General features: G+C 45.6%; 15 protein-coding genes. 7 read left to right on the top strand and 8 right to left on the bottom strand.

From position 1 onward, the window contains the following. The first annotated feature begins 70 nt into the window (after positions 1–70). The 5 genes from glcD to D791_RS06700 all read left to right on the top strand — a co-directional run bounded on the left by glcD (position 71) and on the right by D791_RS06700 (position 6,257). Positions 71–1,570: a glycolate oxidase subunit GlcD gene (glcD, locus tag D791_RS06720; RefSeq protein ID WP_036509463.1), complete on the top strand. Its 1,500-nt coding sequence runs from the start codon at positions 71–73 to the stop codon at positions 1,568–1,570. Next, positions 1,570–2,676, top strand: a complete 1,107-nt coding sequence (glcE, locus tag D791_RS06715) for a glycolate oxidase subunit GlcE (protein WP_081763767.1) — start codon at positions 1,570–1,572, stop codon at positions 2,674–2,676. The genes glcD and glcE overlap by 1 nt, the downstream gene beginning before the upstream one ends. A 13-nt stretch (positions 2,677–2,689) precedes the next feature. Then, positions 2,690–3,919: a glycolate oxidase subunit GlcF gene (glcF, locus tag D791_RS06710; RefSeq protein ID WP_036509461.1), complete on the top strand. Its 1,230-nt coding sequence runs from the start codon at positions 2,690–2,692 to the stop codon at positions 3,917–3,919. Between the two features lie 21 nt (positions 3,920–3,940). Then, positions 3,941–4,348: a heme-binding protein gene (locus D791_RS06705; RefSeq protein ID WP_036509459.1), complete on the top strand. Its 408-nt coding sequence runs from the start codon at positions 3,941–3,943 to the stop codon at positions 4,346–4,348. 415 nt (positions 4,349–4,763) lie between these two features. After that, a complete protein-coding gene (locus D791_RS06700) occupies positions 4,764–6,257 on the top strand; it encodes an alanine/glycine:cation symporter family protein (RefSeq protein ID WP_036509457.1) in 1,494 nt (497 codons plus the stop codon). 258 nt (positions 6,258–6,515) lie between these two features. Here D791_RS06700 and aceF read toward each other — a convergent pair whose 3' ends face one another. The 3 genes from aceF to pdhR all read right to left on the bottom strand — a co-directional run bounded on the left by aceF (position 6,516) and on the right by pdhR (position 12,158). Then, a complete protein-coding gene (aceF, locus tag D791_RS06695) occupies positions 6,516–8,480 on the bottom strand; it encodes a dihydrolipoyllysine-residue acetyltransferase (protein WP_036509454.1) in 1,965 nt (654 codons plus the stop codon). A gap of 40 nt (positions 8,481–8,520) precedes the next feature. Next, positions 8,521–11,178, bottom strand: a complete 2,658-nt coding sequence (gene aceE, locus D791_RS06690; protein ID WP_237748541.1) for a pyruvate dehydrogenase (acetyl-transferring), homodimeric type — start codon at positions 11,176–11,178, stop codon at positions 8,521–8,523. A 206-nt stretch (positions 11,179–11,384) separates the two neighbouring features. Next, positions 11,385–12,158 carry a pyruvate dehydrogenase complex transcriptional repressor PdhR gene (pdhR, locus tag D791_RS06685; protein WP_036509451.1) on the bottom strand — a complete coding sequence of 258 codons (774 nt, stop codon included), beginning with the start codon at positions 12,156–12,158 and terminating at the stop codon, positions 11,385–11,387. Between the two features lie 170 nt (positions 12,159–12,328). Between pdhR and D791_RS06680 the strand changes: the two genes are divergently transcribed. Next, on the top strand, positions 12,329–15,166 hold the full coding sequence (locus tag D791_RS06680) for an FAD-binding and (Fe-S)-binding domain-containing protein (RefSeq protein WP_036509449.1): 2,838 nt from the start codon (positions 12,329–12,331) through the stop codon (positions 15,164–15,166). A gap of 91 nt (positions 15,167–15,257) precedes the next feature. Then, positions 15,258–16,151 carry an AEC family transporter gene (locus tag D791_RS06675; RefSeq protein WP_036509446.1) on the top strand — a complete coding sequence of 298 codons (894 nt, stop codon included), beginning with the start codon at positions 15,258–15,260 and terminating at the stop codon, positions 16,149–16,151. A 34-nt stretch (positions 16,152–16,185) separates the two neighbouring features. Here the strand turns inward: D791_RS06675 and D791_RS06670 are convergent, their stop codons facing one another. The 5 genes from D791_RS06670 to rpsA form a co-directional block, all read right to left on the bottom strand. Further along, positions 16,186–16,473: a ComEA family DNA-binding protein gene (locus D791_RS06670; RefSeq protein WP_036509444.1), complete on the bottom strand. Its 288-nt coding sequence runs from the start codon at positions 16,471–16,473 to the stop codon at positions 16,186–16,188. A 116-nt stretch (positions 16,474–16,589) separates the two neighbouring features. After that, on the bottom strand, positions 16,590–17,294 hold the full coding sequence (pyrF, locus tag D791_RS06665) for an orotidine-5'-phosphate decarboxylase (protein ID WP_036509441.1): 705 nt from the start codon (positions 17,292–17,294) through the stop codon (positions 16,590–16,592). A gap of 81 nt (positions 17,295–17,375) precedes the next feature. Further along, on the bottom strand, positions 17,376–17,681 hold the full coding sequence (locus tag D791_RS06660) for a lipopolysaccharide assembly protein LapA domain-containing protein (RefSeq protein WP_036509439.1): 306 nt from the start codon (positions 17,679–17,681) through the stop codon (positions 17,376–17,378). Positions 17,682–17,706: 25 nt separating this feature from the next. Next, positions 17,707–18,003 carry an integration host factor subunit beta gene (gene ihfB, locus D791_RS06655; protein ID WP_036509435.1) on the bottom strand — a complete coding sequence of 99 codons (297 nt, stop codon included), beginning with the start codon at positions 18,001–18,003 and terminating at the stop codon, positions 17,707–17,709. A 72-nt stretch (positions 18,004–18,075) separates the two neighbouring features. Continuing rightward, positions 18,076–19,761 carry a 30S ribosomal protein S1 gene (gene rpsA, locus D791_RS06650; RefSeq protein ID WP_036509432.1) on the bottom strand — a complete coding sequence of 562 codons (1,686 nt, stop codon included), beginning with the start codon at positions 19,759–19,761 and terminating at the stop codon, positions 18,076–18,078. Between the last annotated feature and the right edge of the window lie 25 nt (positions 19,762–19,786).

Genomic DNA, 19,786 nt, shown 5'->3' with positions numbered 1-19,786 from the left:
GAGGCTGAATTTATTGACCTAATGCACTTCAGATACCAAGATTGCTGTAACCCAACTTTAGGTGAACGCAATGAATATCTTGCATGATGAACGTATTGATGGAAAATTACCGCGTGTAGATCGATCAGCTCTGGTACAAGAGCTGATCGCACACTTGCCCAGTCTTCATCTTCTTTACAAAGACGAAGACTTAGCACCCTATGAATGCGATGGTCTGTCAGCCTATCGCACAAAACCCTTGCTTGTGGTCTTACCAGAAACCGTTGACCAAGTTCAGAAGATCATGAAGATTTGTCATGACTTTGGCGCTCCTGTTGTGGCAAGAGGTGCAGGCACTGGGCTTTCTGGGGGCGCACTGCCTATTGAGCAAGGCGTATTGCTGGTTCTGGCAAAACTAAACAAAATTCTTGAAATCAATCCAGAAGGTCGCTTTGCCCGTGTGCAACCCGGTGTTCGAAATCTTGCCATTTCAGAAGCGAGTGCTCCGTATGGTCTTTACTATGCACCGGATCCCTCGTCACAAATTGCCTGTTCAATTGGTGGTAATGTTGCCGAAAACGCAGGAGGGGTTCATTGTCTCAAATACGGATTAACCGTACATAATCTTCTAAAAATCAATATTATTACCGTTGAAGGTGAGTTTTTAACGCTGGGCAGCGATGCTCTTGACACTGCGGGCTTTGACCTCCTCGCTTTATTTACGGGCTCTGAGGGGATGCTCGGTATTGTGGTTGAGGTCACGGTGAAGCTTTTACCCAAACCCAAGGTTGCAAAGGTATTAATGGCCAGCTTTGATGACATTGGCAAAGCAGGCCAGGCCGTTGGCAATATTATTGCGGCAGGCATCATTCCAGGCGGTCTTGAAATGATGGACAACCTTGCCATTAAAGCGGCTGAAGACTTTATCCACGCAGGATATCCAATCGACGCACAAGCCATTTTACTCTGCGAACTCGATGGCGTTGAGTCTGACGTTGACGAAGATTGTCAAATCGTTCGCTCTGTGCTCGAAAACTCCGGCGCAACCGCTATTCAAATGGCAAAGGATGAGGCTGAACGCCAACGTTTTTGGGCGGGACGTAAAAATGCCTTTCCAGCCGTTGGTCGTATTTCTCCTGACTACTATTGTATGGATGGCACCATCCCTCGCCGAGAACTCCCCAACGTCCTGACGGGCATCCAAGCCTTATCCGAAGAGTACGGTCTAGCCGTTGCTAATGTCTTCCATGCAGGGGATGGCAATATGCATCCGTTGATTCTATTTGATGCAAACCAACCCGGAGAATTAGAAAAGGCCGAGGCACTGGGCGGTAAGATTTTAGAACTATGCGTTAAAGTTGGAGGCTCTATAACGGGCGAGCATGGTGTTGGCCGTGAAAAAATCAATCAAATGTGCTCACAATTTAATAACGATGAAATTGAAGTATTTCACGCGGTGAAAGCAGCCTTTGACCCAAAAACTTTGCTAAACCCAGGAAAAAACATTCCAACCCTACATCGTTGCGCTGAGTTCGGAAAAATGCATATTCACCATGGCGAACTCCCCTTTCCTGAACTGGAGCGTTTCTAATGACCCTAGCACCGTCTCATGCACATGACTCTCCCTATCGCCCAGGTGAGCGCCCTTCAGCGACATCTGAAGCCTTATTATTGGAACAAATCCATCAAGCTCTCTCTGAAAAAAAATCCCTCAGCATACAAGGTGGCAACACCAAGTCCTTCCTAGGCCGCCCTGTGGATGCATCAACCATCTGCACCAAAGCACACTCTGGGATTGTGAGTTATGATCCTACTGAGCTGGTCGTTACCGTTCGCGCGGGTACGCCTTTAGCCGAGTTAGAGAGCATCTTAGACGAAAAAGGGCAAATGCTGGCGTTTGAGCCACCTCATTTTGGGGAAGCAGCCACCGTCGGCGGCATGGTTGCAGCGGGTCTTTCTGGACCACGCAGACCTTGGTCTGGATCCGTTCGTGATTTTGTCTTGGGTACCAAAGTCATCACCGGACAGGGTAAGTTATTACGATTTGGTGGAGAGGTGATGAAAAATGTTGCGGGCTATGATGTCTCACGACTCATGGTAGGAAGCTACGGATGCCTCGGCCTTATCACCGAAGTATCGATGAAAGTCTTACCTAAACCGAAACATCAGCAGCACCTATCACTTCAAATATCTCAAAAGGATGCGCTCGCTTGCTTAGAAAAATGGGGGCAAGCCTCGCTCCCCTTAACCGCTGCCTGCTTTTTTAATGACACCCTTTATTTAAGGCTTGAGGGTGGCGACAGCTCCGTCAAAACCTTTTCAAATCAATTAAATGGCAGTGCCATTGATCCAAACTTTTGGCTAAACCTAAAAGAGCATCAACTTCCTTTCTTTAAGGATTCTGGTTTGCTTTGGCGATGTTCAGTTCCCTCTCAAAGTCAGGCACTCACCCTTCCGGGTGAGCAAATTCTTGACTGGGGCGGTGCTCAGCGCTGGCTAAAAACATCACAGTCACCCGAAGCCATTCGAACAGCCGTCGCTCAGCTTGGTGGACACGCCACGGCTTTTACACCGGGTATTACGACGACACCTTTCCACCCGTTGCCAACGCTATTAATGCGCTACCACCAACGACTGAAAGCGCAACTGGATCCAACTCAACTATTCAATCTCGGCCGCATGTATAGCGATTATTAAAAGAGAGAGCCACATGCAAACAAACCTGTCTGATGAAGCTAAAAAATTGCCTCGTGCTAAAGAGGCCGAAGAGATTTTACGCAGTTGCGTACACTGTGGCTTCTGCACAGCAACCTGCCCCACCTATCAACTGCTGGGAGATGAACTAGATGGACCAAGAGGACGCATTTATTTAATTAAAAACTTTTTAGAAGGAGCCGACATCAGTCGAGAAACACAACAGCACCTTGATCGTTGTTTATCCTGTCGTAACTGCGAAACCACCTGCCCTTCAGGTGTGGAGTACCATACACTTTTAGACATAGGTAGAGCCGCCATTGAAGACAAGGTTGGACGTCCACTTGTTGAAAAATTTACACGTAATACCCTTAGACACGTCATTCCAAATCCAATCGTGTTTACTCCTCTACTCAAAACAGGACAATGGCTACGTCCAATTTTACCTAAGGCCCTAAAATACAAAATTCCCCTTGCGGCACCGACAAAAAAACTGAATCGACCCGATACCCTTCACACTCGAACCTATTTAGTACTAGAAGGCTGTGTTCAGCCAAGCTTGTCACCTAACACCAATGCAGCGGCAGCACGTGTATTGGATAGACTTGGCATAAATCTTGTCAGTATTCGAGAAGCAGGCTGCTGTGGTGCGGTAGATTATCATTTAAATGCGCATGAAAGGGCTTTGGAAAGAGCCAAGAAAAACATCGATGCTTGGTGGCCAAGCATTGACGCGGGAGCAGAAGGCATTATTCAAACGGCGAGTGGCTGCGGTGCCTTTATTAAAGACTATGGCCATCTACTTAAGCATGATACTGACTATGCGCACAAAGCAAAACGCATTTCCGAACTCAGTGTGGATCTTATTGAGGTTTTACTAAACGAAAATTTGGAAACGCTTAAACCCGACACCAACGCTCGGATCGCCTTCCACTGCCCCTGCACACTTCAGCATGCACTCAAACTGAATGGCAAAGTTGAGTCTCTACTTAAAAATCTTGGATTTTCATTAACTCACGTCGAAAATAGCCATTTATGTTGCGGATCTGCAGGAACCTATTCTATTACTCAACCCAAATTGTCTATACAATTACGAGACAACAAGCTTGATGCCTTGGAAAAAGAACAGCCAGATGTTATTGCAACAGCTAATATTGGCTGCCAAACACACCTCAATTCTGCAGACAGAACACCTGTTTTGCACTGGATTGAAATTCTCGAACGTGCCCTAAACGATCACAAATAACCTTATTAGGAGTTTTTCTATATGTACACTAAACACGCTTTATCGCTTGCAGATGCCCAACAGATTTTGGCTGCAGCCGCACAAGAGGCGAATGACAACCAATGGGCCGTCGCCATTGCTATCGTTGACGACGGTGGCCATTTGCTGGCGATGCAGCGTACCGAAGCATGCGCACCTGTCGGATCCTATATCGCCATCGAAAAAGCCAGAACGGCTGCCCTCGGTCGACGTGAAACAAAGGTGTATGAAGATATGATCAATGCAGGGCGCAATGCGTTTTTATCAGCCCCTGTTATTAGCGCCACACTTGAAGGTGGGGTTCCTGTTATTGTCGATAACCAAGTGATTGGCGCTGTCGGTGTGTCAGGTGTTAAATCAAACGAAGACGCTCAGATTGCGAAAGCGGGCATTGCTGCACTAAGCCTCTAAGCTTTACATCTCGTCGATATTCACATGCTTGATGTGGATATCGACCTCCCACACACATCGAATACTTCACGCTTACATGAATTGTGTTTCCCCTTTATGACTCAGACCTCACTAACTGAATCGGAGAAACACTACCAACATTCAAACCAAACGAGCTGTAACGAAGCACACCCATTCTAAGCCATTGTATTACATAGATTAAAAACTGATTCAACCATAACATTTTTATCAGCAACTCATATTGCTTACTTTTTTATCCTGTTTTTAAATCAAAAAACAGGAAATAATATCGTAATAAAGGCATATTTAGCCATATTATATAGTGTTATTGATAGATATTAGATATATGTTGTAGGAAAATATCCGGCTTCAGCGTTTAGCTGATTTAACAACAATAATGAACCAGGAACTAACAATGGAAACACTTGTTAATACGCTCAATGGCTATATTTGGAGCAATGCTCTCATCTACCTCTGCTTGGGCGCAGGCTTGTTCTATTCAATTCTTACCCGGTTTGCACAAGTTCGCCACTTTAAAGAAATGTGGCGTTTGCTGTTTAGCTCACGTGAATCTGCACAGGGCATCTCTTCATTTCAAGCACTTGCAGTTTCCCTCTCCGGTCGTGTGGGTGTAGGTAATATTGCGGGTGTTGCTGCAGCGATTGGTTTTGGTGGACCCGGTGCAATCTTCTGGATGTGGGTGGTTGCTTTCTTAGGTGCAAGTACCGCATATGCAGAATCAACCCTAGGTCAAATTTACAAGGTTAACGATAATGGCCAGTATCGCGGTGGACCCGCCTATTACTTTGACCGTTGCCTAGGTTGGCGCTGGTTAGGGGTTCTCTTTGCTATTTCTGCAATTATTGCGTGCGGTGTGTTCTTACCCGGAATCCAAGCCAACGCGGTAGGTAATGCCTTCACTCAGGTTTTTGGTGATGGCAACATGGTCAGTAGCAGTTATGGTGAAGTCGGCACGAACAAGCTGATTGCCTTGGCGGTTATATTGATCGTACTTGCGTTTATCATTTTTGGTGGTATTAAGCGCATTGCTCACTTTACACAGATCGTTGTTCCTTTCATGGCCCTCGGTTATATCGTTATGGCCTTGATCATTATCTTCTTAAACCTCGACAAACTGCCTGGCATTTTTGGCTTAATTCTGTCTGACGCTTTCACAGCTCAAGCAGGCTTTGGTGCCGCGATTGGCTGGGGTGTGAAGCGTGGTATCTACTCAAACGAAGCTGGACAAGGTACTGGCCCTCATGCAGCTGCTGCAGCGGAAGTTGATCACCCAGCACAGCAAGGTCTCGTGCAAGCATTTTCTGTGTATGTTGATACACTGTTCGTTTGCTCTGCAACAGCGTTCATGATTTTGATCACACAACAGTACAACGTCCAAGGCACGCTCGAAGCAGGCCAGTTCATTGTACAAAACGTTGATGCATCAACTGTTATTGGATCTGCAGCCTTCACTCAGATGGCACTGTTAAGTGTCTTTGGTAACATAGGCCCAATGTTTGTAGGGTTTGCACTCTTCTTCTTTGCCTTCACCACTATCTTGGCTTACTACTACATTGCTGAAACCAATGTTGCGTATCTGAACAGCCTATTCAAAATCAACATCCCATTAACCATCGTTAAGCTTGTCATCATGTTTATGGTGGCGTACGGCACCGTTAACAGTGCTGGTTATATTTGGGACTTAGGTGACGTTGGTGTAGGCCTCATGGCTTGGATTAACATTGTAGGTATCATCATTATCTTCTTCGTTGCGAAGCCGACTATGATCGCACTAAGAGACTATGAAGCTCAGAAAAAAGCAGGTGGTCCAATCACCTTCGACCCAGTGAAGCTTGGCATCAAGAATGCGACCTTCTGGGAAGAGCGTCTAAAAGATAAAAAGCAATAATCTAAGATCCTTTATATAAAAGCTCCGCTAGTCGGAGCTTTTTCATTTCTGAATCCTCTCACTGCCCCTACCATCCCACGTCTTTCGATCTTTAAGTCTTTAAGTCTTTAGGTCTTTAGGTCTTTAGGTCTTGTCTTTAGACCAGCAAACATTCCCTCCCCAGCAAGGTGACTCAGATTTTAGCCTGATGGGGTTACCAGCTTCACAGGGCAAACAAAAAAGGCTCCACAAAGGAGCCTTTTTCAAAGGGAGTTTACCTTAGAGTAACAAGCGTCGAATATCACTCAACAGTGCATTCAAGTCGGTTAAGAACCGGCCTGCATCCCCACCGTTAATTGCACGATGATCATAGGACAAGCACAAAGGCAGCATCAAACGAGGCTCAAACTCTTTTCCATTCCAGCGAGGCTGAATATCGGCTTTAGACACACCCAAAATGGCTACTTCAGGCGCATTTACAATCGGCGTAAACCCTTTACCGCCAATTCCACCTAAGCTAGAGATCGTAAAGCAAGCGCCCTGCATCTCATTTGGCTTCAACTTACGATCTTTTGCTTTTCCAGCTAACTCAACTGACTCTTTTGACAATTCATACACAGACTTTTGATCCGCATCTTTGATGACAGGAACCATGAGTCCATTTGGCGTATCAACAGCCAAGCCAATGTTTACATATTTTTTATACACAATATGCTCACCATCAGCATGCAAAGACGCATTGAACTTCTGATGACGCTTGAGAGCGATTGCACAGGCTTTGATCAAGAAAGGCAAAGGAGTCAACTTAACGCCAGATTTCAGTGCCTCATCCTTAACTTCTTTACGGAAAGCTTCCAGAGCCGTGATATCCGCGTCATCAAACTGGGTTACATGAGGAATATTCAACCAGCAACGCGACATATTATCACGCGTCACCTTATCGATTTTATTCAACTTAACCATTTCGATTTCACCAAACTTACTGAAATCGACAGCCGGAATAGCAGGTATCCCTGAACCACTGGCAAGCGCTGGAGCTGATTGCGGCTTCTCGCTCAACTGCTTCAATGTCGTTTTGACATAGAGCTGCACGTCTTCCTTAAGAATACGTCCTTTGGATCCTGTACCTGTCACGCGAGACAAATCAACCCCAAACTCGCGTGCCAAAGCCCGTACCGCTGGCCCAGCATGCACTTGACGATTGGACTTTTCAAGATTGGCTAAATCAACTGGAGCACTAGTCTTAGCGACAGAAGGAGCCTGCGCGCTCGGCGCCGATGCAGCAGGTGCTGGTGCTGGTGCTGGTGATGCCGCAACAGTCGCAACTGATGCAGCCCCCTTAACCTCCACCTCAAGCAGCAAGTCACCTTCGTTAACCTTGTCGCCCACCTTAATCTTCATGGAAGTGATCACTCCACCAAAGGGAGCAGGAACTTCCATCGACGCTTTATCAGTCTCTAGAGTAATCAGGCTATCGCCTTCATTGATGCTATCACCCTCTTTTACTAGAACTTCAATGACATCAACATCTGAAGCGCCACTGAGATCTGGGATCAAGACTGATTGCACATCAGAAGACACAACAGCTGCAGCAGGCGCAGGCGCCGCTTCTGTAGTCACTGCAGAAGGAACTGTAGCTTCAGCCACTGCAGCTACAGTAGCTACAGTAGCTGAAGCACTCTCAAGCTCGATTAACAAGTCACCTTCGTTAACCTTATCACCTTCTTTAATGTGCAAAGCTTTAATAACCCCGGATGATGGCGCTGGAACTTCCATCGAAGCCTTATCTGTCTCCAGTGTAATAAGGCTATCGCCTTCGTTAACACTGTCGCCGACTTTTACTAGCACTTCGATGACATCTACATCAGAAGCGCCACTTAAATCAGGAATTAAAACCTTTTCAACAGAAGTAGACGCGGCAACGGGTGCCGGACTGGCCACCGGTGCAACTACCACGGGCTCTTTCACGTCTTCCTTTGCCACGGAAACTTCTGGTGCCGCTGACGATTCGACTTCAAGTTCTAGCAGTAAGTCGCCTTCATTAACCTGATCACCCTCTTTAACATGAAAAGCTGTGATCACGCCGGAAGCGGTTGAAGGCACTTCCATAGACGCTTTATCCGTTTCAAGTGCGATAAGGCTATCGCCTTCATTCACACGATCACCCACTTTGACCAACACTTCGATAACATCAACATCTGATGCACCGCTTAGGTCAGGAATTGTAACTGTCAGTTTGCTCACAATAATATCCTCTCGCTTAACCTATCAGAAGTGCCTGTTATCACACGGTCCAAGGAGCCGGTTTTTCAGGATTAATATTAAACTTCTGCATGGCTTTGGCGACGACTGAAGCCTCCAGTTTGCCTTCTTCCTGCAGGGCTTTTAAAGCTGCAACAACGACATAATAGCGATTCACTTCGAAGAATTCGCGCAGTTTCGCACGCGTATCAGAGCGACCAAAACCATCTGTACCCAATACTTTATAACGGCGTGGAATGTATTCGCGCAACTGATCAGCATACATACGCATATAGTCAGTTGATGCAATCACTGGACCTTCATGGCCTTTTAAGCATTGCTCAATAAACGACTCACGCGGCGCTTCTTCTGGGTGGAGGAAATTCCAACGGTAAACAGCCATCGCATCGCGACGCAGTTCATTGATAGAAGTAGTACTCCATACATCTGATTCCACACCAAACTCATCACGCAGAATCAGTGCAGCTTCTCTGACTTCACGAAGGATCGAACCACAGCCCATTAATTGAACTTTAAGGTCAGCTTTTTTCCCTTCATCTAACAAATACATCCCTTTAATGATTCCTTCCTCAGCACCCGTTGGCATATCTGGGTGAGTGTAGTTTTCATTCAAAGTCGTGATGTAGTAAAACTTGTTTTCTTGATCATGGAACATGCGCTTCAAGCCATCTTGAACAATGACTGTCAACTCATAACCATAGGTTGGATCATAGCTTACACAGTTCGGGATCATTTGAGCCATAAGATGGCTGTGACCGTCCTGGTGCTGCAAACCTTCACCATTAAGCGTCGTACGACCTGAGGTTGCTCCGATCAAGAAGCCACGCGCTTGAGAGTCGCCCGCTGCCCATGTCAGATCCATTACACGCTGGAATCCAAACATAGAGTAAAAAATGTAAAAAGGAATCACTGGGCAGTTGTTGTTGCTGTACGAAGTCGCACAAGCCAACCAAGCACTAAATGCACCAGACTCGTTGATACCTTCTTCTAGGATTTGTCCAGTTTTAGACTCTTTGTAAAACATGATCTGATCACGATCATGAGGCGTGTAGCGTTGCCCTTGAGACGTATAGATACCTAACTGGCGGAACATACCTTCCATACCAAAGGTACGGGCCTCGTCTGGTACAATCGGAACAATGCGATTACCAATGTTCTTGTCTTTCACCAAAGTGCTTAGAACACGGTTCAGAGCCATTTGAGTTGAAATTTCACGCTCACCGGTCCCTTTGAGTTGTCCACTGAAGACCTCAAGGTCAGGTGTTTCCAACTGCTGGAACTCATTACGTCGCGCAGGATAGAAACCACCTAGCTGCTTGCGTCGCTCGAACATGTACTTCATTTCAGGTGAGTCAGGTGATGGACGGTAGTAAGGAAGATCTTCGAGCTGATCATCGGTAAGCGGAATATTAAAGTTGTCACGGAAGGCTTTTAGATCATCCAGTGCCACTTTCTTCATGGAGTGCGTATCGTTTTTCGCCTCTCCTGACTTACCAGTACCATAGCCTTTAACAGTTTGCGCTAAGATAACGGTAGGCTGTCCTTTGTGATTCATGGCCGCATTGTAAGCCGCATACACCTTGTACGGGTCATGGCCACCACGGTTCAGATTCATAATATCCTGATCGGTCATATCACTGACCATTTCTAGCAGCTCAGGGTATTTTCCGAAGAAATGTTCACGCGTGTAAGCGCCGCCGTTGGCTTTATAATTTTGCAACTCACCATCAACCACTTCATCCATGCGCTTTTGCAGCAACCCTTTCGAATCCTTTTCAAACAAAGGATCCCAATGACGTCCCCATAGACACTTGATGACGTTCCAACCCGCACCACGGAAAATGGATTCGAGTTCTTGTACAATTTTACCGTTACCACGAACGGGGCCATCCAAGCGCTGCAAGTTACAGTTAACAACGAAAACCAAGTTTTCGAGCTGCTCACGTCCAGCCAATGAAATTGCACCCAAGGATTCTGGCTCATCGCACTCGCCATCGCCAAGGAATGCCCAGACTTTACGGTTTCCACGTTTGACCAAGTCACGCGCTGACAAATAGCGCATGACATGTGCTTGGTAAATCGCCTGAATTGGACCGAGACCCATCGATACGGTTGGGAACTGCCAAAAATTCGGCATTAACCATGGGTGTGGATAGGAAGATAAACCATTTCCATCAACTTCACGGCGGAAATTATCCATCTGCTCTTCTGTCAAGCGCCCTTCTAGATACGCTCTAGCATAGATTCCTGGAGAAATGTGCCCTTGGAAAAACACCATATCCGACTCACGGTCACCTTCTGGACCATGAAAGAAATAGTTAAAACCAATATCATAAAGAGTTGCTGAGGATGAAAAGCTTGATATATGGCCGCCCAACGCATCGCTATTGTTGTTGGCACGCATCACCATTGCCATCGCGTTCCAGCGGATAAATGAGCGTATGCGACGCTCCATAAACAAATCACCCGGCATACGAGCTTCGTCACGCGGATTGATCGTGTTACGGTAAGGCGTAGTTAATGTTCCCGCCGCACCTAGACCTATTTCTGAGGCTTTATGGCCAAGTTTTTTCAACAGATAGCGAGCCCGATCACTGCCCTCATTTTTCGCAACCGACTCGAGGGCTTCAAGCCATTCCTGAGTTTCAATTGGATCTACATCGTCGATGATATCTTGCACTTTGTTATTCTCCAGTCAGTTTTTAACCGTGTTTTGAAAGACTAGACGCCCTTAGGCATGTTTTCATGCTGCATTGCACAGTTTTTTTTGGTAATTTCGTGTAGTAATACTACGCAATAATGGAATAACTGTCTATAAGATACCAAATATTGACGTCAGCTTAAGAGTTAAAGGCTATTTTTGTAGTAAAAATACAAAAGTTTTCATTAAGACTCATCTACATCGGTTAATGAAGAACGCCGCAGTGACCTTTCAAGACGTGTATTTTCCCGCCCTTGCTCCAAAAGCGCCTCTTCAACAAACATAAGATGATCATGGGCTGCCTTTCGAGCTTTTTCGGGCTCGCCATTCTCAATGGCCTCCAGCAAAACACCGTGCTGAGAATGAATGCTAGATCTCCAGTTATCTTTTGGATAGATATTTTTCAGGTTATCACCTATGTGGTGTCGCAACAGCGTAAATAAAGCTCTCATCATATGCAGCAAGACCATATTATGTGTTGACGCCGCTATCGCTAGATGGAAATCGACATCCGCCATGACTTCTTTATCAAAGGCTTTTTCATCATGATAGCGCTGCAAGTCCTCGTAGCACTTACGAATTTCACGCTTATCAGCCGCTGTGCTCCGCATGGCCGCGTAGTAAGCTGACACACCTTCAAGCGCATGACGAAACTCAAGTAAATCATATTGAGCTTCTGGGTGGTGTTTAAACAAATCCAACAATGGATCTGACAAACTCTCGCCTAAGCGCTCGGTTACATAGGTCCCTCCCCCTTGCCGACTGCTCAACAACCCCTTTGCCACCATTTTCTGCACAGCTTCACGAACAGACGGCCTTGACACTTCGAACCTTAATGCCAATTCTCGCTCAGGCGGCAAACGCTGACCAGGCTTAAGCGCACCTTCTAAGATCATCGCTTCCATTTGTTGCATGATCACATCTGAAATTTTTGGCTGTTTCACTCTAAGATACCCCATCAACCTTACTTACACACCCCGTATAAAATTGGTATTACCAATAAGTAAAACATAGAAACACAGAAAAGCACTATATTTATTGAATGGATTGACGAAACCAAACATAAAGAATAAAGTTAAACCATAATAAATGTAAATTGGTATTACCAATTAATTGTTCAGGAACGTCAATGAATACGCACTTTCAACCCTTTTTTGATGATATCAGTTCATTTATCCCTCTATCGCGCCTTATCACCGACCCCTTACGTACGCTTGCGTATGGAACAGATGCAAGCTTCTATCGTCTCGTACCTCAAATCGTTGTTCAAGCCACTTCAGAAACGGAAATACAACAACTTTTAAAAGCAGCAAATAAGCACAGAATATCAGTAACCTTCAGAGCTGCTGGCACGAGTTTATCCGGACAAGCGATCACAGACTCTGTTCTTATTGTGCTTGCTGACGGCTGGGATGGCTACAAAATTTCGCAAGATACCATGCAAATTTCGTTGCAACCGGGTGTTATTGGCGGAAATGCAAATAAATACCTGCTCCCCTTTCAACGTAAGATAGGGCCTGATCCAGCCTCCATCAATGCAGCAAAAATTGGGGGGATTGCTGCAAACAATGCCAGTGGTATGTGTTGTGGAACAGCGCAAAACAGTTACCAAACGCTAAAGTCAATGCGTTTAATCCTTGCTGACGGTAGCCTACTTGACACAGCATGCCCTGATTCGATTCAGGCATTTAAACAATCACACGCAACCCTGTTAAATGAGCTAAGCTTATTGGCAGAACAAACACTTGCTAATCAAGCACTCACAGAACGAATTAAGCATAAGTATAGACTAAAAAACACCACGGGGTATGCAATCAATTCCCTGATCGACTTTACCGATCCAATTGATATTCTTCAGCATTTAATGATTGGTTCAGAAGGTACGCTTGGATTTATTTCTGAAATCACCTACAACACCGTTGAGGAACATCCCCACAAAGCGTCAGCACTCATTTTTTTTAACAGTGTACGCGTTACCTGCGAAGCCGTTGCCGCTCTAAAACATACACCCGTTGCTGCAGTGGAGCTTATTGACCGCGCCGGACTCACCTCAGTCATGCATAAGCCCGGAATGCCTGACTTTATATCTGACCTTAACCCAAACGCAGCTGCACTTCTTGTTGAAACCCGTGCTAGCAACGAACATCAACTTAACCAAGCCATTAATGAAATTATTGCAACCTTAAGTCAATTCGAGACGGCATCCCAAGTTGAATTTTATACAGACCCTTCTCGCTGTGCAGAATTTTGGGCAATTCGAAAAGGCCTGTTTCCAGCCGTAGGCGCCGTAAGATTAACTGGGACGACCGTCATTATTGAGGATGTCGCGTTTCCAGTTGAACGACTTGCGGATGCCGTTGAAGATCTCCACTCGATTTTCAAGCAACTTAACTATCATGAAGCCTTAATATTTGGGCACGCATTAGAAGGCAATCTTCACTTTGTCTTTACCCAATCCTTTGATAGCAAAGATGAAGTTAAACGTTACGAGCAGCTAATGGAGGATGTCGCTCGTTTGGTTGTCGATAAATACGATGGCTCCTTGAAAGCGGAGCACGGTACCGGCCGCAACATGGCCCCCTTTGTTGAACGGGAATGGGGAAAGGATGCCTATCAACTTATGTGGAGCCTTAAAAAACGACTGGATCCGAACAACTTACTCAATCCGGGCGTTTTATTGAATGAAGACCCTCAGGTACATCTAGCCAACCTTAAACCCATGCCCGCTGCACACCCATTGATAGACAAGTGCATTGAATGTGGTTTTTGTGAACCTTCATGCCCATCAAGAGCATTGACACTGACACCACGACAAAGAATAGTCATTTGGCGTGAGATTTCCGAATTGCGTCGAACAGGCAGTAACCCTGAGCGTTTAAAGCGTCTGGAAGCGGATTATCAATACCAAGGGGAGGAAACCTGTGCAGCCTGCGGACTATGTGCAAACACCTGTCCAGTTTCCATTAACACGGGTAACTTAACTCGTGCTATTCGAGCTGAGAACCATATTACTTGGACTAAAAAGGCCAACTGGCTCGCACAAAATTTTTCCACGCTTTTAGCGTCAGGTCGCATATTGTTGACAGTAGCACACCAGACGCAACGCGTATTGGGAGCCAATTTTCTTCGTAAAACCTCTTCTGGTATTACACGACTATCACAAGGGAAGGTTCCAACCTGGTCACCGTCTATGCCAAGGGCCGCGAATAGAATTCAAGCACGGGAGCTACCCTCACAGACAAATCCGAGTAGCAAGGTTATTTATTTTGCGAGCTGTGCCAGCCGGACATTCGGTACATCATCACAAGATACAGAAACCCGATCGCTCCATGAAGTCACACTGAACCTTTTAACCAAAGCCGGATTTGAAGTTATTTTTCCACCCAAAATTGAGCAACTTTGCTGTGGGATGCCGTTTGAATCCAAGGGCCTGTTTGAAGCAGCGAAGTTGAAATCTGACGAACTCAACACAACGCTACTTGAACTCACACAAGATGGCACTGTTCCTATCTTTTCTGACACTAGCCCCTGCAGCCTGCGGATGAAAGACAATCTTGACCCACGCTTGCAAATCTTTGACAGCGTCGAGTTCATTGACCGTTTTGTATTGAACAAACTTGATATTGAAGCAAAAGAAATGCAACTCGCTGTGCATGTAACCTGCAGCACCGTCAAAATGGGACTAGCCGATGCGCTGATTCGAATCAGTCGTCGCTGTGCATCACATATTGTGCTGCCAGATCAAATCACCTGCTGCGGCTTTGCTGGCGATAAAGGCTTTACCCATCCTGAACTCAATGCCTCTTCATTGCGGACATTAAAAACGGCTGTGCAAACCTGTGATATGGGGGCTTCAACAAGCAGAACCTGTGAAATAGGACTCACACAGCACAGTGGCATTGAATATCGCTCGATTCTGTATCTTTTGGATCAGCAATCAAAGGCCATCGAACAAAACCGACCGTAAGGGCAATTAATTCAAGAGACAACAGCCATGAGGCTGGTATTTTCTGAACAAAGCCGTATAGTTTTCTTTTTTCTATCGGCTTTTTTAAATCATGGATATTTTCTCATTTTCGGTTGCAGAGCGAATTTTTCAAACCATCTTTCCACTGCTTGCAATTGTATGTGTTGGCTATTTTTACGCTCGTAAACGCCCAACTGACATGGCTGTCGCAAACAAAATCAATATTGATATTTTCACACCCGCTCTCATTTTTTCGGTCATGTCAGCGGAAAGCTTTGATTTGCAAAACTACTACCCTCTTGCGTTGGCTGCGGGGCTCATTGTCATTCTTTCGGGTGTTTTAATTTGGCCTCTATGCCGACTCATTGGAGTGAAGCCCAAAACCTTTTTGCCTCCCATGATGTTTACGAACAGTGGTAATCTTGGTATTCCACTCATTGTTCTGGCATTTGGTGAGGCCGCTTTACCCGCAGCTGTCGTCCTATTTCTAGTCGAGAATTTGCTTCATTTTACACTGGGTCTTTATATTCTCGACAATAAAACCAAATTACTCAATCTGCTCAAAATGCCAATGATTATCGCCACAATTGCGGGTATTTTTTGGAGTTACAGTCATTTTACCCTGCCTTCTGCATTACAAACCTTTATCGACATGCTCGGGCAAATCGCTATCCCTCTTATGCTCTTTGCACTAGGCGTACGCATGACCAGCATTGACTTTACGCATTGGAAAATTGGATTATGGGGTGCCATACTCGCTCCAGCCTCTGGGTTAATTTTGGCCTTACTGCTGCAACCCTTCTTTAAGCTTGAACCCGCCCATTTTGGCTATTTGTTGATTTTCGCAGCGCTTCCACCCGCTGTATTAAACTACATGGTCTCCGAGCGCTACAATCAAGAGCCACATTTAGTTGCGGCCATCGTATTAATTGGCAACATAGGAAGCCTGCTCTTTATCCCCGTAGTTTTGGCATTTGTACTTTGAAAAAGGCACGGTAAACACCGTGCCCCAACCCACTCTACTCTTTACTGCCCTCGTCAGACACCGTCAAAATTGCACGATTTCTTTCCAACGTTGCTGGACCTATACCGCTCACTTCTGTTAATTCTTCAACGGACACAAAAGGCCCCTTTGCATCTCGGTACTCCACAATCAATTCAGCACGAGCCACACCTATACCCTGCAGGGCATTTGCCAATTCAGAGGCGGACGCTGTGTTTAAATTGATTTTATCAGATGCAAAGGATAAAGAGGCAAAAAGAGAAGTAGCAAGTAACGCGCAGGATAAAAGGCGAGATTTTTTCATGTTTACGTCCTTATAAGTTAAATGTCGGCAACCCTTGCCGATAGGTTCAATATAATAAATATGCATTTCTTTGTCTAGCTGAAATGCATAGTCTCTCAAATTTTATTAACGAAACATCAAACAATAAGGCTTTCCTGGATCAAGCGACACATGGCTTGAGGATCCGCTGAGCGCGTAATTGGACGACCTATGACTAAGTAATCACTGCCAGACTGAACAGCCTCAAATGGCGTCATAACTCGTTTTTGATCGCCGATTTCAGCACTGGCAGGACGAATTCCGGGCGTCACCAAAGCAAAGTCCGGTGAGATGCATTCTCTTAGCATTTTTGCTTCTTGTGCGGAGCATACAACCCCATCAAGACCTGATGCTTCTGTCAAAAGCGCGAGCCGCTTAACCTGCTCTAAGGGAGAGATATTCAAGCCTATTTCGGCTAAATCAACCTGCTCTAAGCTCGTTAAAACCGTGACAGCAATCAGTAGGGTCTGCTGCTGATTGACTTGCATTAAGGCATTTTTGGCAGCTTCCATCATTCGCCGACCACCCGATGCATGGACATTCACCATCCACACCCCCATTTCAGCCGCCGCCTTAACCGCCATTGCCGTTGTATTGGGAATGTCATGAAACTTCAAATCTAAAAAAACGTCAAACCCCTTTGCCTGCAGTGCCTCAACAATGCTCGGACCTGTCAATGTAAAAAGCTCTTTACCCACTTTAACTCGACAATCATCAGGATTCAATGAAGAGGCCATTGCTAGCGCGTCCGCAGCATTGTGATAATCTAAAGCAACAATAATTTGTTTAGCGTCTTTTTGCATAAAGCCTACCTATAACATCGGAAGATCTGCAATAAAAAAGGCAGTGTTCGATACACTGCCGATAGAAACATAGCATTTGGGTCAAACCAGATCTTTGACACCAGATGTTTTGAGCTTATCCAGTTCCGACTTAGCCGATTGAATATTTTTCTTCAAAAAGTGTATTTTTGCTTTCAGTGAAAAAATAATAAATGAACTAAGCACAACACCCAGAACACCCCCAACCAAAAACGCGCCTAACAACCATAGTGAAAGACTTGCTTGAGGCAAGGTGAAGAAAATCAAATCAATTGTGACAGGTGTTGTGTTATGTATTGCGAACAGAATACCAATCACCAACACGCATAACAGCACAATAAATAATATGATTCGTTTAATTAAGCGCACGCGCTACCCTCCCATAGGTTAGAGTCTACATACTCGCATTCAGGCTATCGTTGACCTGATCGCGCATTTCTTTACCTGGCTTAAAATGAGGAACATATTTCGCGTCCAATGAAACCGATTCCCCTGTTTTTGGGTTGCGACCAATTCGCGGAGCACGGTAGTGAAGCGAGAAACTGCCAAAACCTCGAATCTCTATTCGATCACCGCTAGAAAGCGCTTCTGTCATATGATCAAGCATCGTTTTCACGGCAAGCTCAACATCTTTAACAGAAAGCTGTGGGTGCTGATCTATCAGGCGCTCAATAAGCTCTGATTTAGTCATGTTATTCCTCCACTTAAGTTAATGTCGGGTTAGACCTAACCCGACAACTATGGCACCCCGGTCCGCAGGTGCTTATTTAGTGTTTTTCTTCATTTGTGCTTTGATCAAGTCGCCAATGGTTGTCGGGCCAGCCGCTTCAGGAACCACTTGCTCCTGAACCGATTTAATTGCTTGCTTCTCTTCCTGATCCGAAAGCTGCTTCACCGACAAATTCAAAGTGCGATTGCGACGATCAACACTGATAATCGCGGCTTCAATCTCAGTTCCTACTGGATAGAGTGCTGGCAAGTTATCAACGCGATCTTTGGAGATTTCTGACACCTTCAGAATTCCTTCAACGCCCTCTGCTAGACCGACCAGTGCTTGACGCTCATCGACAGAAACAACCGAGCCCTTAACAACCGTTCCTTTAGGATGGCTTTCGGCATACTCTGCAAACGGATCTGAATCAACTTGCTTAATACCCAACGCGATACGCTCACGCTCAGGATCAACGGATAAAACAACCGTCTCAACCTGTTGCCCTTTGCTGAAACGCTTAACCGCCTCTTCGCCCGGCTCATCCCACGACAAGTCTGACATATGAACAAGGCCGTCGATATTACCTTCTAGTCCAACAAAGATTCCAAAGTCTGTAATCGACTTGATTTGGCCAGATAGACGATCACCTTTATTAAAGGTCGATGCAAATTGCTGCCATGGGTTCTCAGAGCATTGCTTCATCCCTAAAGAGATACGTCGGCGCTGCTGATCAATATCGAGTAGCATAACGTCAATGATGTCACCCACTTGAACCACTTTGGATGGATGAATATTGCGATTCGTCCAATCCATTTCTGATACGTGCACCAAGCCTTCAACACCTTGATCCAGCTCAGCAAAGCAGCCGTAATCGGTAAGGTTAGTGACTTTTGCTTTAAGCTTGTCACCGACTTTATGATTGCCGATCAACTGCTCCCATGGGTCGGCTTGCAGTTGCTTAAGACCTAAAGAAACACGGCTGCGCTCTTTATCGAACTTAAGTACTTTCACATCGATTTCCTGGCCTACGCTTAGCAACTCACTTGGATGCTTAACACGCTTCCACGCCATATCAGTAATGTGAAGCAAGCCATCAATTCCGCCCAATTCAATGAACGCACCGTAATCAGTGAGGTTTTTAACCACACCTTTTACGACAATGCCTTCTTCCATTTTTTCAAGCAGCTTTTGACGCTCTTCACTGTAAGACTCTTCGAGTACAGCGCGGCGTGAAACAACAATGTTATTGGTCGGTGCATCAAGCTTTACCAATTTAAACTCAAGCTCTTGACCTTCAAGGTGCGCCGTGTCTCTAAGTGGACGTACATCAACCAAAGAGCCAGGTAGAAACGCATTAATACCGTTGATATCAACCGTTAAACCACCGCGTACTTTACCTATAATATAGCCAGTAACGGTTTCTTGCTCAGTAAAGGCTTTCTCCAATACCTGCCAAGACTCTGCACGCTTCGCTTTCTCTCTTGATAAAAGCGTCGTACCAAAACCATCCTCTAGGGCTTCTAAGGCAACCTTAACTACATCACCCACTTTAATGCCAAGCTGTCCTTTCTCATCACGGAACTGCTCAACAGGGATGACACCCTCAGATTTTAATCCTGCGTTGACAATAACAAAGTCATTTTCAATCGCCACCACTGTGCCAGAAACAATCGAACCTGGCGCCATTTCCAGCTCTTTGAGGCTCTCTTCAAATAGCTGTGCAAAACTTTCAGTCATTACCGTGCATCCTCAGAATAGTACT

Source organism: Nitrincola nitratireducens, assembly GCF_000585235.1.
GTDB lineage: Bacteria > Pseudomonadota > Gammaproteobacteria > Pseudomonadales > Balneatricaceae > Nitrincola > Nitrincola alkalisediminis.
The sequence above is the reverse complement of the archived record's forward strand: the minus strand, read 5'-3'. Positions and strand labels throughout refer to the sequence as shown.